Source organism: Streptomyces sp. TE5632, from assembly GCF_054061295.1.
This window is the reverse complement of sequence record NZ_JBSSEA010000003.1, coordinates 3,156,103-3,172,079: the sequence shown is the minus strand read 5'-3', so window position 1 is coordinate 3,172,079 and position 15,977 is coordinate 3,156,103. Positions and strand designations below refer to the sequence as shown.

At 69.6% G+C, this 15,977-nt stretch carries 13 protein-coding genes; all 13 read right to left on the bottom strand.

Annotated features, from left to right (window positions below; translation table 11 throughout):
- Positions 1-207 precede the first annotated feature (207 nt).
- The 13 genes from nuoN to ACVW19_RS19660 are packed head-to-tail and all read right to left on the bottom strand — an operon-like array spanning position 208 to position 15,968.
- Positions 208-1,857 carry an NADH-quinone oxidoreductase subunit NuoN gene (nuoN, locus tag ACVW19_RS19720; RefSeq protein WP_457460661.1) on the bottom strand — a complete coding sequence of 550 codons (1,650 nt, stop codon included), beginning with the start codon at positions 1,855-1,857 and terminating at the stop codon, positions 208-210.
- Positions 1,854-3,425 (bottom strand): NADH-quinone oxidoreductase subunit M, encoded by a 1,572-nt coding sequence (locus ACVW19_RS19715; RefSeq protein WP_457460660.1) that lies wholly within the window; start codon positions 3,423-3,425, stop codon positions 1,854-1,856. The genes nuoN and ACVW19_RS19715 overlap by 4 nt, the downstream gene beginning before the upstream one ends.
- A gap of 5 nt (positions 3,426-3,430) precedes the next feature.
- Entirely contained in the window at positions 3,431-5,404 is a 1,974-nt protein-coding gene (nuoL, locus tag ACVW19_RS19710) for an NADH-quinone oxidoreductase subunit L (protein WP_457460659.1), read from the bottom strand.
- A 14-nt stretch (positions 5,405-5,418) separates the two neighbouring features.
- Positions 5,419-5,718 carry an NADH-quinone oxidoreductase subunit NuoK gene (gene nuoK, locus ACVW19_RS19705; protein WP_003974374.1) on the bottom strand — a complete coding sequence of 100 codons (300 nt, stop codon included), beginning with the start codon at positions 5,716-5,718 and terminating at the stop codon, positions 5,419-5,421.
- Entirely contained in the window at positions 5,715-6,593 is an 879-nt protein-coding gene (locus ACVW19_RS19700) for an NADH-quinone oxidoreductase subunit J (protein WP_457460658.1), read from the bottom strand. Before ACVW19_RS19700 ends, nuoK begins: the two co-directional genes overlap by 4 nt.
- A complete protein-coding gene (gene nuoI / locus ACVW19_RS19695; RefSeq protein ID WP_361449676.1) occupies positions 6,590-7,240 on the bottom strand; it encodes an NADH-quinone oxidoreductase subunit NuoI in 651 nt (216 codons plus the stop codon). The genes ACVW19_RS19700 and nuoI overlap by 4 nt, the downstream gene beginning before the upstream one ends.
- Positions 7,233-8,606 carry an NADH-quinone oxidoreductase subunit NuoH gene (nuoH, locus tag ACVW19_RS19690; RefSeq protein ID WP_457460657.1) on the bottom strand — a complete coding sequence of 458 codons (1,374 nt, stop codon included), beginning with the start codon at positions 8,604-8,606 and terminating at the stop codon, positions 7,233-7,235. The genes nuoI and nuoH overlap by 8 nt, the downstream gene beginning before the upstream one ends.
- Entirely contained in the window at positions 8,603-11,128 is a 2,526-nt protein-coding gene (locus ACVW19_RS19685) for an NADH-quinone oxidoreductase subunit G (RefSeq protein WP_457460656.1), read from the bottom strand. The genes nuoH and ACVW19_RS19685 overlap by 4 nt, the downstream gene beginning before the upstream one ends.
- Positions 11,125-12,477, bottom strand: coding sequence for an NADH-quinone oxidoreductase subunit NuoF (nuoF, locus tag ACVW19_RS19680; protein ID WP_457460655.1), 1,353 nt, complete (start codon positions 12,475-12,477; stop codon positions 11,125-11,127). The genes ACVW19_RS19685 and nuoF overlap by 4 nt, the downstream gene beginning before the upstream one ends.
- The gene (gene nuoE / locus ACVW19_RS19675) at positions 12,474-13,334 is read right to left on the bottom strand and encodes an NADH-quinone oxidoreductase subunit NuoE (protein ID WP_457460654.1); all 861 of its coding nucleotides are present in this window, start codon (positions 13,332-13,334) and stop codon (positions 12,474-12,476) included. The genes nuoF and nuoE overlap by 4 nt, the downstream gene beginning before the upstream one ends.
- Positions 13,331-14,671, bottom strand: coding sequence for an NADH-quinone oxidoreductase subunit D (locus tag ACVW19_RS19670; protein WP_457460653.1), 1,341 nt, complete (start codon positions 14,669-14,671; stop codon positions 13,331-13,333). Before ACVW19_RS19670 ends, nuoE begins: the two co-directional genes overlap by 4 nt.
- Positions 14,668-15,417 (bottom strand): NADH-quinone oxidoreductase subunit C, encoded by a 750-nt coding sequence (locus ACVW19_RS19665; RefSeq protein ID WP_457460652.1) that lies wholly within the window; start codon positions 15,415-15,417, stop codon positions 14,668-14,670. The genes ACVW19_RS19670 and ACVW19_RS19665 overlap by 4 nt, the downstream gene beginning before the upstream one ends.
- Complete coding sequence (locus tag ACVW19_RS19660; RefSeq protein WP_363033953.1) at positions 15,414-15,968, bottom strand: NuoB/complex I 20 kDa subunit family protein; 555 nt, start codon at positions 15,966-15,968, stop codon at positions 15,414-15,416. Before ACVW19_RS19660 ends, ACVW19_RS19665 begins: the two co-directional genes overlap by 4 nt.
- Positions 15,969-15,977 lie beyond the last annotated feature (9 nt).

Below are 15,977 nucleotides of genomic sequence, written 5' to 3'. Positions count from 1 at the left end.
ACAACCACGCTCGTCCACTCTCGACCACTGCGTCCGCGGTGCCCACTGTGCCCGCTGCGTCCACTGCGTCCGCTGTGCCCACCATAGGTGCCCGCACCGACAACCCCGGAGTTGTCCACAGGCCCCGTCGGCCCGTCCCCGCCACGACAGGGCGGCCCGGTACCCCCCGAGCGGGTACCGGGCCGCCCTGTCGTGGCGGACGCCCGGTCAGCGCACGAACACTCCCGCGTCGCCCGCCAGCTCCAGGAAGTACTGCGGCGCCACACCGAGCACCACCGTGACCACCACGCCCAGTCCGATCGCCGTCATCGTCAGCGGCGACGGCACCGCGACGGTCGGGCCCTCGGGCCGCGGTTCGCTGAAGAACATCAGGACGATCACCCGGATGTAGAAGAACGCCGCGATCGCCGACGCGATCACACCGACCACGACCAGCGGCACCGCGCCGCCCTCCGCCGCCGCCTTGAACACGGCGAACTTCCCGGCGAAGCCGGAGGTCAGCGGAATGCCCGCGAAGGCGAGCAGGAACACCGCGAACACCGCCGCCACCAGGGGCGAACGGCGGCCGAGCCCCGCCCACTTGGACAGGTGCGTCGCCTCACCCCCGGCGTCCCGCACCAGCGTCACCACCGCGAACGCGCCGATCGTCACGAACGAGTACGCCGCCAGGTAGAAGAGGACGGAGGAGATGCCGGCCGGCGTGGCCGCGATGACACCCGCGAGGATGAAGCCCGCGTGCGAGATCGCCGAGTACGCCAGCAGCCGCTTGATGTCGGTCTGGGTGATCGCGAAGATCGCGCCGCCCAGCATGGTGACGATGGCCACGGCCCACATGACCGGCCGCCAGTCCCAGCGCAGACCGGGGAGCAGGACGTACAGCACCCGCAGCAGGGCGCCGAACGCCGCCACCTTGGTCGCCGCCGCCATCAGGCCCGTCACCGGCGTGGGCGCGCCCTGGTACACGTCCGGCGTCCACATGTGGAAGGGGACGGCACCGACCTTGAACAGCAGGCCCATGATCAGCAGACCCGCGCCCACCAGCAGCAGCACGTCGTTGCCCATGGTGTTGACGAGGGCCGGGTCGACCTCCTGGACCGTGCCGTCGACGACCTGCGCGATCCTCGCGTACGACATCGAGCCCGCGTAGCCGTACAGCAGCGCGATGCCGAAGAGGAGGAACGCGGAGGCGAACGAACCGAGCAGGAAGTACTTGACCGCGGCCTCCTGCGAGATCAGCCGCTTGCGGCGGGCCAGCGCGCACAGCAGGTACAGCGGGAGGGAGAGGACCTCCAGGGCCACGAAGAGCGTCACCAGGTCGTTGGCCGCCGGGAAGACCAGCATGCCGGCGACGGCGAAGAGCAGCAGCGGGAACACCTCGGTGGTGGTGAACCCGGCCTTGACCGCCTTCCTCTCGTTCTCGCTGCCCGGCACGGCCGCGGCCTGCGCGGCGAACGAGTCGACGCGGTTGCCCTGCACCTCCGGGTCGAGCCTGCGCTCGGCGAAGGTGAACAGGCCGACCAGGGCCGTCAGCAGGATCGTTCCCTGCAGGAACAGGGCCGGGCCGTCGACGGCGATCGCGCCCATCGCCGCGATGCCCGCCTTGGTCGTGCCGTACCCGTCGGCCGCGAGGGCCACCACCGCGGCGAACGCGGAGACGAGGGCGGCCGTCGCGACGAACATCTGTGCGTAATAACGGAACTTGCGCGGTACGAAGCCCTCGACCAGGATCCCGACGACCGCCGCGCCGACGATGATCATGGTGGGGGCGAGCTGGGCGTACTCGATCTTCGGCGCGTCGATCTTCGAGATCGGGCCGGCCGCCGTTGTCCACAGGCTGTGGACGGCTGATGTGCTCACTTGGCCGCCTCCACCTCGGGCTGGGGGTCCTTCTTCTGTACGTCGGACATGGTCTGCTTCACCGCCGGGTTCACGATGTCCGTGACGGGCTTCGGGTAGACGCCCAGGAAGACCAGCAGCACGATCAGCGGCGCGGCCACGGCGATCTCACGCACCCGCAGGTCGGGCATCTTGGCAAGCTCGGGCTTGAGGGGGCCCGTCATCGTCCGCTGGTAGAGGACGAGGGTGTAGAGCGCGGCGAGCACGATGCCGAAGGTGGCGATGACGCCGATCACCGGGTAACGCGTGAACGTGCCGACCAGGACCAGGAACTCGCTGACGAACGGCGCCAGTCCCGGCAGCGACAGCGTCGCCAGGCCGCCGATCAGGAACGTGCCGGCGAGGACCGGCGCGACCTTCTGCACACCGCCGTAGTCGGCGATGAGCCGGGAGCCGCGCCGCGAGATCAGGAACCCGGCCACCAGCAGCAGGACGGCGGTCGAGATCCCGTGGTTGACCATGTAGAGCGTCGCCCCGGACTGGCCCTGACTGGTCATCGCGAAGATGCCCATGATGATGAAGCCGAAGTGCGAGATCGACGCGTACGCGATCAGCCGCTTGATGTCACGCTGGCCCACCGCGAGCAGCGCCCCGTAGATGATGCTGATGACGGCCAGCACCATGATCACGGGCGTCGCCCACTTGCTCGCCTCCGGGAACAGCTGGAGGCAGAAGCGCAGCATCGCGAAGGTGCCCACCTTGTCCACGACGGCCGTGATGAGCACGGCGACCGGAGCGGTGGACTCCTGCATGGCGTTGGGCAGCCAGGTGTGCAGCGGCCACATCGGCGCCTTCACCGCGAAGGCGAAGAAGAACCCGAGGAACAGCCAGCGCTCGGTGCTCGCCGACATCTCGAGCGAGCCGCTCGCCCGCGCCTCGGCGATCTCCGTGAGGGAGAAGTTCCCGGCGACCACGTACAGCCCGATCACCGCGGCCAGCATGACCAGACCGCCGGCCAGGTTGTAGAGCAGGAACTTCACGGCCGCGTACGAACGCTGCGTCGTGGCCGCCTGCTCGCCGTGCTGGTGGGCCCGGTCCCCGAAGCCGCCGATCAGGAAGTACAGCGGGATCAGCATGGCTTCGAAGAAGATGTAGAAGAGGAAGACGTCGGTGGCCTCGAAGGAGAGGATCACCATCGCCTCGACGGCCAGGATCAGGGCGAAGAAGCCCTGCGTCGGCCGCCACCGCTTGCTGCCTGTTTCCAGGGGGTCGGCGTCGTGCCAGCCCGCGAGGATGATGAACGGGATCAGCAGGGCGGTCAGCGCGATCAGCGCGACCCCGATGCCGTCCACCCCGAGCTCGTAGCGGACGCCGAAGTCCGCGATCCAGGCGTGCGATTCGGTGAGCTGGTAGCGGTCGCCGCCCGGGTCGAAGCGCACCAGGACGACGATCGCCAGCACCAGGGTGGCGATCGAGACCAGCAGGGCCAGCCATTTGGCGACCGTGCGTTTCGCGGCCGGTACGGCGGCCGTGGCGATCGCCCCGATGGCCGGGAGCGCCGCCGTCGCTGTCAGCAGAGGAAAGGACATCGGTATCAGACCGCCCTCATCAGCAGGGTCGCGGCGACCAGGACTGCCGCGCCGCCGAACATCGAGACCGCGTACGACCGCGCGAAGCCGTTCTGCAGTTTGCGCATCCGTCCGGACAGACCGCCGAACGAGGCCGCCGTCCCGTTGACGACCCCGTCGACCAGGGTGTGGTCGACGTACACCAGGGAGCGCGTGAGGTGCTCGCCGCCGCGTACCAGGACCACGTGGTTGAAGTCGTCCTGGAGCAGGTCGCGCCGGGCGGCCCGGGTGAGCAGCGACCCGCGCGGGGCGACGGCCGGGACCGGGCGGCGCCCGTACTGGCCCCAGGCGATCGCCACGCCGACGACCATCACGGCCACCGTGGCGATCGTGACCGTCAGGGCGCTGATCGGCGCGTGGCCGTGGTCGTACCCGGTGATGGGCTCCAGCCAGTTCAGGAACCGGTCGCCGATGCCGAAGAACGCGCCCGCGAACACCGACCCGAAGGCGAGCACGATCATCGGGACCGTCATGACCTTCGGCGACTCGTGCGGGTCTGGCGGGGTGTACTCGCCGCGCGTCTCGGCGGCGGGCTCCACGTCGGGTGCGGCCGGGGACGGCGTCGGGGCGTTGCGCCAGCGCTCCTCGCCGAAGAACGTCATCAGCATCACGCGCGTCATGTAGTACGCGGTGATGGCGGCGCCCAGCAGGGCCGCGCCGCCGAGGATCCAGCCCTCGGTGCCGCCCTTGGCGAAGGCCGCCTCGATGATCTTGTCCTTGGAGAAGAAGCCGGACAGGCCCGGGAAGCCGATGATCGCGAGGTACCCGAGGCCGAAGGTGATGAAGGTGACCGGCATGTACTTCCGCAGTCCGCCGTAGCGGCGCATGTCGACCTCGTCGTTCATGCCGTGCATGACCGAACCGGCGCCGAGGAACAGGCCGGCCTTGAAGAAGCCGTGCGTCACCAGGTGCATGATCGCGAAGACGTAGCCGATGGGGCCGAGGCCCGCCGCGAGCACCATGTAGCCGATCTGCGACATCGTCGAACCGGCCAGCGCCTTCTTGATGTCGTCCTTCGCGCAACCGACGATCGCACCGAACAGCAGCGTGACCGCGCCGACGACGGTGACGACCAGCTGCGCGTCGGGGGCGCCGTTGAAGATGGCCCCGGAGCGGACGATCAGGTACACGCCCGCCGTGACCATGGTCGCGGCGTGGATCAGGGCCGAGACCGGGGTCGGGCCCTCCATCGCGTCCCCGAGCCAGGACTGCAGCGGCACCTGGGCGGACTTGCCGCAGGCCGCGAGCAGCAGCATGAGGGCGATCACGGTGAGCTTGCCCTCACCGGCGGCGCCGGCGAGCCCGGCCTCCCCGTGGCTGCCGAGCACCGGCCCGAAGGCGAAGGTGCCGAACCACAGGAACATCAGCATGATCCCGATCGACAGGCCCATGTCGCCGACACGGTTGACCAGGAACGCCTTCTTCGCCGCGGTCGCGGCGCTGGGCTTGTGCTGCCAGAAACCGATCAGCAGGTAGGAGGCGAGACCGACGCCCTCCCAGCCCAGGTACAGCAGCAGGTAGTTGTCGGCGAGGACGAGGATCAGCATCGCCGCGAGGAACAGGTTCAGATAGCCGAAGAAGCGGCGGCGCCGCTCGTCGTGCTCCATGTACCCGACCGAGTACAGGTGGATGAGCGAGCCGACGCCGGTGATCAGCAGGACGAACGTCATCGACAGCTGGTCGAGCTGGAAGGCGACGTCCGCCTGGAAGCCCTCCACCGGGATCCAGCTGAACAGGTGCTGCGTCAGGGTGCGGTCGTCGGCGGCGCTGCCCAGCATGTCGGTGAAGAGGACGAGGCCGATCACGAAGGACGCGGCGGCGAGCGCCGTGCCGATCCAGTGGCCGACGGCGTCCAGCCGGCGGCCGCCGCACAGCAGGACCACCGCTCCGAGCAGGGGCGCCGCCACCAGCAGCGCGATCAGATTCTCTGTGTTAGTCACGGTCTACCGACCCCTCACAGCTTCATCAGGCTGGCGTCGTCGACCGAGGCCGAGTGGCGGGAACGGAACAGGGACACGATGATCGCCAGCCCGACCACGACCTCCGCCGCGGCGACGACCATCGTGAAGAAGGCGATGATCTGGCCGTCGAGGTTGCCGTGCATACGGGAGAAGGCGACGAACGCGAGGTTGCAGGCGTTGAGCATGAGCTCGATGCACATGAAGACGACGATCGCGTTGCGCCGGATGAGCACACCGGTGGCGCCGATCGTGAACAGCAGGGCGGCGAGATACAGGTAGTTGACCGGGTTCACTTCGACGCCTCCTCGGCCCGCTCGTACGCCGACTTGAACGTGGGCTCGACCGCCGTGCGCTCAAGACGCTCCTCCGCGCGCTGCTCCAGCGCCCGCAGGTCGTTGAGCGCCTCCTGCGACACGTCCCGGATCTGACCCCGTTCGCGCAGCGTCTTGTTGACGGTGAGGTCGGACGGTGTGCCGTCGGGCAGCAGGCCCGCGATGTCCACCGCGTTGTGCCGGGCGTACACGCCCGGGGCCGGCAGCGGCGGGAGGTGCTTGCCCTCGCGGACGCGCTGTTCGGAAAGCTCCCGCTGGGTCCGGGCACGCTCGGTGCGCTCGCGGTGGGTGAGCACCATGGCGCCGACGACGGCCGTGATGAGCAGGGCGCCGGTGATCTCGAAGGCGAACACGTACCGGGTGAAGATGAGAGCGGCGAGGCCCTCCACGTTGCCGTTCGCGTTCGCCCGGCCGAGGCCGTTGAACTCGGTGAGCGCGGCGTTGCCGATGCCGCCGACCAGCAGGATGCCGAAGCCGAGCCCGCACAGCAGGGCGAGCCAGCGCTGGCCCTTGATGGTCTCCTTCAGGGAGTCCGCCGCGGTGACGCCGACCAGCATCACCACGAACAGGAACAGCATCATGATCGCGCCGGTGTAGACGATGATCTGGACGATGCCCAGGAAGTAGGCACCGTTGGCGAGGTAGAACACCGCCAGGACGATCATGGTTCCGGCCAGGCAGAGCGCGCTGTGCACGGCCCGCCGCATCAGGATGGTGCACAGCGCGCCGATCACGGCGACCGTGCCGAGGGCCCAGAACTGGACGGCCTCTCCGGTGGAGGTGGAGTAGGCGGCGAGGTCCGCAGTGAGCGCGGTGGACGCGGTGTACGCGGTCATCCCCGGATCACCTTCTCCGAGGCCGGTTCGTCCTCGCCGAAGGTCGAGTCCGCCTCCTGCACTACCTCACCCTTGGAGTGGGCGACCTGCCGCTCCGTGCCGGGCGCGGCCTCGGTCACCAGGCCCCGGTAGTAGTCCTGTTCGTCGGTGCCCGGGTACATGGCGTGCGGGCTGTCGACCATGCCCTCCTCCAGACCGGCGAGGAGCTGCTCCTTGGTGTAGATGAGGTCGGCGCGGCTGGAGTCGGCCAGCTCGAACTCGTTGGTCATCGTGAGCGCGCGCGTGGGGCACGCCTCGATGCACAGACCGCACAGGATGCAGCGGGCGTAGTTGATCTGGTAGACGCGGCCGTACCGCTCGCCGGGCGAGTAGCGCTCCTCCTCGGTGTTGTCCGCGCCCTCGACGTAGATCGCGTCGGCGGGACAGGCCCAGGCGCACAGTTCGCAGCCGACGCACTTCTCCAGACCGTCCGGATGGCGGTTGAGCTGGTGCCGGCCGTGGAAGCGCGGGGCCGTGGTCTTCGGCTGCTCGGGGTACTGCTCGGTCAGCCGCTTCTTGAACATGGCCTTGAAGGTCACGCCGAAGCCGGCCACCGGGTTCAGGAAACCGGGCTTCGTCTGCCCGGCCTCCTTGGATTCCTCAGCCATCGGACGCCTCCTTTCCATCCAGAGATCCGTCACTGTGAGTATCGGGCCCGCCACTGGCGACGAGCTTCCGCTCCTGGCGCGAGGGCCGTCGCGGCACCGGCGGAAGCTCCTGTCCGGGCAGCGGCGGTACGGGGAATCCGCCCGCCATCGGATCGAAGGCGGCCGGGGCCTCGCCGGGTTCCCCGGGTTCCCCGGCCTGCTTGCCCTTCGCCCGGAACATGTCGACGACGAAGGACAGCACCAGCAGGGCGAGGACGGCCGCGGCGACGTAGAGGGCGATGTCGGTGAATCCGTAGTTCTCGTTCCGCAGGGCCCGCACCGTGGCGACGAGCATCAGCCACACCAGGGAGACCGGGATCAGGACCTTCCAGCCGAGCTTCATCAGCTGGTCGTAGCGGACCCGCGGGAGCGTGCCGCGCAGCCAGACGAACATGAACAGCAGCAGCTGGACCTTGACGATGAACCAGAGCATCGGCCACCAGCCGTGGTTCGCGCCCTCCCAGAAGGTGCTGATCGGCCACGGGGCGCGCCAGCCGCCCAGGAAGAGGGTGGTGGCGACGGCCGAGACGGTCACCATGTTGATGTACTCGGCGAGCATGAACATCGCGAACTTGATCGACGAGTACTCGGTGTTGAAGCCGCCGACCAGGTCGCCCTCGGACTCCGGCATGTCGAAGGGGGCGCGGTTGACCTCGCCGACCATCGTGACGATGTAGATGAGGAAGGAGACCGGCAGCAGCAGGATGTACCAGCGGTCGGCCTGCTGCTCGACGATCGCCGACGTCGACATCGACCCGGAGTAGAGGAACACGGAGGCGAACGCGGCGCCCATGGCGATCTCGTAGGAGATCATCTGCGCGCAGGAGCGCAGACCGCCCAGCAGCGGGTAGGTGGATCCGGAGCTCCAGCCCGCCAGGACGATGCCGTAGATGCCGATCGAGGCGACCGCGAGGATGTAGAGCAGCGCGATCGGCAGGTCGGTGAGCTGCATCGTGGTCCGCTGACCGAAGATCGAGATCTCGTTGCCGGACGGCCCGAAGGGGATCACCGCGATCGCCATGAAGGCCGGAACGGCCGCGACGATCGGCGCGAGGACGTACACCGCCTTGTCCGCGCGTTTGACGACGACGTCTTCCTTGAGCATCAGCTTCACGCCGTCGGCGAGCGACTGGAGCATGCCCCAGGGGCCGTTCCGGTTGGGGCCGATGCGCCGCTGCATCCAGGCGACGATCTTGCGTTCCATCACGATGGCGATCAGCACCGTCACCATGAGGAAGGCGAAGCAGAACACCGCCTTGACGGCGACCAGCCACCAGGGGTCGCGGCCGAACATCGAGAGGTCCTCAGCGGCGAAGTACAGGCTCATGCCTCCACCTCCTCGGGGGCTTCGCCGGCGAGTGCCGCCGGGCCGATACGGACAAGGGAGCCGGGCAGCGCCCCGGTGTCGGAGGCGACACCGCCGCCCGCGGAGTTCAGCGGGAGCCACACCACGCGGTCGGGCATCTCGGTGACGCTCAGGGGGAGTTCGACCGTTCCGGCGGTGCCGGTCACCGCGATCAGGTCGCCGTTCTTGACGCCGACCTCGGCGGCCGTGGCGGCCGACAGGCGCGCGTGCGCGGCGTGCCGGGTGCCGGCGAGCGCCTCGTCGCCCTGCTGGAGGAGCCCCTGGTCCAGCAGCAGCCGGTGTCCGGCCAGCACCGCCTCCCCGGCGGCCGGCCGGGGCAGCGCGCCCGCGGTCTGCAGCGGTTCGGTGGCCCGCGGGCCGTCCCAGGTGCCGAGCCGCTCGAGCTCCGCGCGTACCGTGCGCAGATCCGGCAGGCCCAGGTGCACGTCCATGGCGTCGGCCAGCATCTGCAGCACGCGCGCGTCGGTCGGCGGGAGGGGGCGGGTCATCTGGTCGGGCTTGAGCGCCGACTCGAAGGGCCGCACCCTGCCTTCCCAGTTGAGGAAGGCGCCGGCCTTCTCGACGACGGCCGCCACCGGCAGCACCACGTCGGCGAGTTCGGTGACCTCGCTGGGCCGCAGCTCCAGGGAGACCACGAACCCGGCCTCGGCGAGTGCCGCACGCGCGCGCGGCGGGTCGGGCAGGTCGGCGACCTCCACGCCCGCGACCAGCAGCGCCTGCAGCTCGCCGGTCGCCGCGGCCTCGACGATCCCGCCGGTGTCGCGGCCGTAGCGGTGCGGGAGAGCGGCGACGCCCCAGACGGCGGCGACCTCCTCACGTGCGCGCAGGTCGGTCGCCGGGCGCCCGCCCGGCAGCAGCGACGGCAGCGCGCCCGCCTCGACGGCGCCCCGCTCCCCGGCCCGGCGCGGGATCCACACCAGCCGGGCGCCGGTCGCGGTGGCGATCCGTACGGCGGCGGTCAGGCCGCCCTCGACGGCGGCGAGCCGCTCACCGACGACGATCACCGCGCCCTCGGTCCGCAGCGCTTCGGCCGCCCTGGCCCCGTCGCCCTCCAGGCCCACACCGCTCGCGAGCGCGTCCAGCCATTCGGTCTCGGTGCCGGGAGCCGCCGGCAGCAGCGTGCCGCCGGCCTTCTCCAGTCCGCGCGTGGCGTGCGTGGCCAGCGAGAAGGTCCGCTGCCCGTGCGTACGCCAGGCCTTGCGCAGCCGCAGGAAGACGCCGGGCGCCTCCTCCTCGGCCTCGAACCCGACCAGCAGGACGGCGGGCGCCTTCTCCAGCGAGGAGTACGTGACACCGTCGGCGAAGTCCGTACCGGACGCGCCCCCGAGGTCGTGTCCGCGGCCCGCGACCCGCGCGGCGAGGAAGTCCGCCTCCTCGGCGCTGTGCACACGCGCGCGGAAGTCGATGTCGTTGGTGTCGAGCGCCACGCGCGCGAACTTGCTGTACGCGTAGGCGTCCTCGACGGTGAGCCGGCCGCCGGTCAGGACGCCGGTGCGGCCGCGGGAGGCCAGCAGCCCCTGGGCCGCAATCTGCAGTGCCTCGGGCCAGGAGGCGGGCTCCAGCTCACCCTCGGCATTGCGCACGAGCGGGGTCTGCAGCCGGTCCCGCTGCTGCGCGTACCGGAACCCGAAGCGCCCCTTGTCGCACATCCACTCCTCGTTGACCTCGGGGTCGTCGGCGGCGAGCCGCCGCATGACCTTGCCGCGCCGGTGGTCGGTGCGGGTGGCGCAGCCACCGGCGCAGTGCTCGCACACCGACGGCGAGGAGACCAGGTCGAAGGGGCGGGAGCGGAACCGGTAGGCCGCCGAGGTGAGCGCGCCGACCGGGCAGATCTGGATGGTGTTGCCGGAGAAGTACGACTCGAAGGGGTCGCCCTCGCCGGTGCCGATCTGCTGGAGCGCGCCCCGCTCGACCATCTCGATCATCGGGTCGCCCGCGATCTGGTTGGAGAACCGGGTGCAGCGGGCGCACAGCACGCACCGCTCACGGTCGAGCAGCACCTGGGTGGAGATCGGGACGGGCTTCTCGTAGGTCCGCTTCTTCCCGTCGAAGCGGGACTCGGGGTTGCCGTGCGACATCGCCTGGTTCTGCAGCGGGCACTCGCCGCCCTTGTCGCAGACCGGGCAGTCCAGCGGGTGGTTGATGAGCAGCAGCTCCATCACCCCGTGCTGGGCCTTCTCCGCGACGGGCGAGGTCAGGTGGGTCTTCACCACCATCCCGTCGGTGCAGGTGATGGTGCAGGAGGCCATCGGCTTGCGCTGGCCCTCGACCTCGACGATGCACTGGCGGCAGGCGCCGGCCGGGTCGAGGAGCGGGTGGTCGCAGAACCGGGGGATCTCGATGCCCAGCTGTTCGGCGGCCCGGATGACCAGGGTGCCCTTGGGCACGCTGAGCTCGGCGCCGTCGATGGTCAGCGTCACGAGGTCCTCGGGCGGGACCGCCGCTTCTCCCCCACCGGAGGGAGAGCTGGTGGTCACAGTCATGCGTGCACCTCCGTACGGTCGGCCCAGGCCGTCGACTTGGCCGGGTCGAACGGGCAGCCACGGCCCGTGATGTGCTGCTCGTACTCCTCACGGAAGTACTTCAGCGAGGAGAAGATCGGCGAGGCGGCGCCGTCGCCGAGGGCACAGAACGCCTTGCCGTTGATGTTGTCGGCGATGTCGTTCAGCTTGTCCAGGTCGGACATCCGGCCCTTGCCGGCCTCGATGTCGCGCATCAGCTGGACGAGCCAGTACGTCCCTTCGCGGCACGGCGTGCACTTGCCGCAGGACTCATGGGCGTAGAACTCGGTCCAGCGGGTGACGGCCCGTACGACACAGGTCGTCTCGTCGAAGCACTGCAGCGCCTTCGTGCCGAGCATGGAACCGGCGGCGCCCACCCCTTCGTAGTCCAGGGGGACGTCGAGGTGCTCCTCGGTGAGCAGCGGCGTCGAGGAGCCGCCCGGCGTCCAGAACTTCAGGCGGTGCCCCGGCCGCATGCCGCCGCTCATGTCGAGCAGCTGGCGCAGCGTGATGCCCATCGGCGCCTCGTACTGCCCGGGGCGTGCGACGTGGCCGCTGAGGGAGTAGAGAGTGAAGCCGGGGGACTTCTCGCTGCCCATCGAGCGGAACCAGTCCTTGCCCCGGTTCATGATGGCGGGAACCGAGGCGATCGACTCGACGTTGTTCACCACGGTCGGGCACGCGTAGAGGCCCGCGACGGCGGGGAAGGGGGGACGGAGCCGCGGTTGACCACGGCGGCCTTCGAGCGAGTCGAGCAGTGCGGTCTCCTCACCGCAGATGTACGCGCCGGCGCCCGCGTGCACGGTGAGTTCGAGGTCGAGTCCGCTGCCCAGGATGTTCTCGCCGAGCAGGCCCGCCGCGTAGGCCTCGCGCACGGCCTCGTGCAACCGCCGCAGCACGGGGACGACTTCACCACGCAGATAGATGAAGGCATGGGACGACCTGATGGCGTAACAGGCGATGACGATGCCCTCGATGAGGCTGTGCGGGTTCGCGAAGAGGAGCGGAATGTCCTTGCACGTCCCGGGCTCCGACTCGTCGGCGTTGACCACCAGATAGTGGGGCTTGCCGTCTCCCTGGGGAATGAACTGCCATTTCATTCCCGTCGGGAAGCCGGCGCCGCCGCGCCCGCGCAGACCGGACTCCTTGACGTACGCGATGACGTCGTCCGGTGACATGGCGAGGGCCTTGCGGAGCCCCTCGTACCCCTCGTGCCTCTTGTAGACGTCCAGGGTCCAGGACTCGTCCTCGTCCCAGAAGGCCGACAGCACGGGTGCGAGCAGCTTCTCCGGGCCGATGTCCCTGAGTTCGGCGGGTGCCAAGGTCATCACTCCCCCTCCTCTGCGACGGGTCCGGCCGGATGCTCCGGATCGGAGGCCGATGTGTCCTGCGGCGCGTCGTGCGAGCTGAGGTGCTCTGTCGGCGACGGCTCGTGCGGCGGGGTGTCCGTGGGCGCCTCGCCGCGCGGGTGCACCACGCGTGCGGGGGCGGCTTCTCCCTTGGCCAGCTTCAGGCCGGTCAGGGAAGCGGGTCCCGCGCTTCCCGTGGCCTCGACGGCGCCCTCCCGCTCGTCGGGGAAACCGGCCAGGATCCGGGCGGTCTCCTTGAACGTGCACAGCGGCGCCCCGCGCGTGGGCGAGACCGGGCGGCCGGCCCGCAGGTCGTCGACCAGGCGCTTGGCGCTCTGGGGGTCCTGGTTGTCGAAGAACTCCCAGTTGACCATCACGACGGGTGCGAAGTCGCAGGCCGCGTTGCACTCGATGTGTTCGAGGGTGACCTTGCCGTCCTCGGTGGTCTCGCCGTTGCCGACGCCGAGGTGTTCCTGGAGCTCCTCGAAGATGGCGTCGCCGCCCATGACGGCGCACAGGGTGTTGGTGCACACCCCGACCTGGTAGTCACCGCTCGGCCGGCGCCGGTACATGGTGTAGAAGGTGGCGACGGCGGTGACCTCGGCCGTGGTCAGGCCGAGCACGTCCGCGCAGAACTGCATTCCGGTGCGCGTGACATGGCCCTCCTCCGACTGCACGAGGTGCAGCAGCGGCAGGAGAGCGGACCGGGAGTCCGGGTAGCGGGCGATGACCTCGCGCGCGTCGGTCTCCAGCCGGGCCCGGACCTCGTCCGGGTAGGCGGGCGCGGGCAGTTGGGGCATGCCCAGGCTGACGCCCCGCTCCGAAGATGAGGTGGTCACCGGTCGACGCCTCCCATCACGGGGTCGAGGGATGCCACGGCGACGATGACGTCGGCGACCTGGCCGCCCTCGCACATCGCCGCCATGGCCTGCAGGTTGGTGAAGGACGGGTCGCGGAAGTGGACCCGGTAGGGACGGGTGCCGCCGTCGGAGACGACATGCACCCCGAGCTCGCCCTTGGGCGACTCGACCGCCGTGTACGTCTGTCCCGGCGGCACGCGGAATCCCTCGGTGACCAGCTTGAAGTGATGGATCAGGGCCTCCATGGAGGTGCCCATGATCTTCTTGATGTGGTCGAGGGAGTTGCCCAGTCCGTCCGGACCCATGGCGAGCTGGGCGGGCCAGGCGATCTTCTTGTCGGCGACCATGACCGGCCCGGGCTGGAGCCGGTCCAGGCACTGCTCGACGATGTGCAGCGACTGGCGCATCTCCTCCAGCCGGATCAGGAAGCGGCCGTAGGAGTCGCAGGTGTCCGCGGTGGGGACCTCGAAGTCGTACGTCTCGTACCCGCAGTACGGCTGCGCCTTGCGCAGGTCGTGCGGCAGGCCGGTGGAGCGCAGGACGGGGCCGGTGGCCCCGAGGGCCATGCAGCCGGCCAGGTCCAGGTAACCGACGTCCTGCATACGGGCCTTGAAGATCGGGTTCCCGGTGGCGAGCGCGTCGTACTCCGGGAGGTTCTTCCGCAGCGTCTTCACGAGCTCGCGGATCTGGTCCACCGCTCCGGGCGGCAGGTCCTGGGCGAGTCCGCCGGGGCGGATGTACGCGTGGTTCATCCTGAGGCCGGTGATGAGCTCGAAGGCGTCGAGAATGAGTTCACGATCACGGAATCCGTAGATCATGATGGTGGTGGCGCCGAGCTCCATGCCTCCGGTCGCGATGCACACCAGGTGGGAGGAGAGTCGGTTCAGCTCCATCAGGAGCACGCGGATGATCGAGGCGCGGTCGGGGATCTGGTCCTCGATGCCGAGGAGCTTCTCGACGCCGAGGCAGTACGCCGCCTCGTTGAAGAACGGCGTCAGGTAGTCCATGCGCGTCACGAACGTGGTGCCCTGGGTCCAGGTCCGGTACTCGAGGTTCTTCTCGATGCCGGTGTGGAGGTAGCCGATGCCGCAGCGGGCCTCGGAGACGGTCTCGCCGTCGATCTCCAGGATCAGCCTGAGCACGCCGTGCGTGGACGGGTGCTGCGGGCCCATGTTGACGATGATGCGCTCGTCGTCACTGCGGCTCGCCGTCTGGACGACCTCGTCCCAGTCGCCGCCGGTGACGGTGTAGACGGTGCCTTCCGTGGTCTCGCGCGCCGAGGCGGCGGACGCCGCGGATGCGTTCGAGGTACTCATGAGTACGACCTCCGCTGGTCCGGAGCCGGGATCTGGGCGCCCTTGTACTCGACGGGGATGCCGCCGAGGGGATAGTCCTTGCGCTGCGGGTGGCCCTGCCAGTCGTCCGGCATCAGGATCCGCGTCAGGGCGGGGTGACCGTCGAAGACGATGCCGAAGAAGTCGTACGTCTCGCGCTCGTGCCAGTCGTTCGTCGGGTAGACGGAGACCAGCGACGGGATGTGCGGGTCGCTGTCGGGGGCGCTGACCTCCAGGCGGATCAACCGGTTGTGGGTGATCGAGCGCAGGTGGTACACGGCGTGCAGTTCGCGGCCCTTGTCGTTCGGATAGTGGGTGCCGCTGACGCCGGTGCACAGTTCGAAGCGCAGCGCCGGGTCGTCCCGCAGGGTCCTCGCGACCCGGACCAGGTGCTCGCGCTCGATGTGGAAGGTGAGTTCGCCGCGGTCGACGACCGTCTTCTCGATGGCGTTCTCCGGAAGCAGGTCCTGCTCCTCCAGGGCGCCCTCCAGTTCGTCGGCGACCTCGTCGAACCAGCCTCCGTAGGGGCGGTTCGACGGTCCCGGGAGCCGGACCGAGCGGACCAGGCCGCCGTAACCGGAGGTGTCGCCGCCCTTGGCGGCGCCGAACATGCCGCGCTGGACGCGGATCTCCTCACCGCCCTCGCCGCGCCTGCCGGGAAGGTTCTCCGCCGAGAGGTCCTTCTCGGGGTTCACGCCGTCACCCGCGGCGTTCTTCGCGTCACTCATCGCAGCAGCCCCTTCATCTCGATGGTGGGCAGTGCCTTGAGCGCCGCCTCCTCCGCCTCACGGGCCGCTTCCTCGGCGTTCACACCGAGCTTGGAGCTCTGGATCTTCTGATGGAGCTTGAGGATGGCGTCCATCAGCATCTCGGGCCGGGGCGGACAGCCGGGGAGGTAGATGTCGACCGGGACGACGTGGTCGACGCCCTGGACGATCGCGTAGTTGTTGAACATGCCGCCCGAGGAGGCACAGACCCCCATGGAGATCACCCACTTGGGGTTCGGCATCTGGTCGTAGACCTGCCGCAGCACCGGCGCCATCTTCTGGCTGACCCGGCCGGCCACGATCATCAGGTCCGCCTGCCGCGGCGAGCCGCGGAAGACCTCCATGCCGAAACGCGCCAGGTCGTAGCGGCCGGCGCCGGTGGTCATCATCTCGATGGCACAGCAGGCGAGTCCGAACGTGGCGGGGAACATGGACGACTTGCGCACCCAGCCCGCGGCCTGCTCGACGGTGGTCAGCAGGAAGCCGCTCGGCAGCTTTTCTTCGAGTCCCATGGTCAAAGG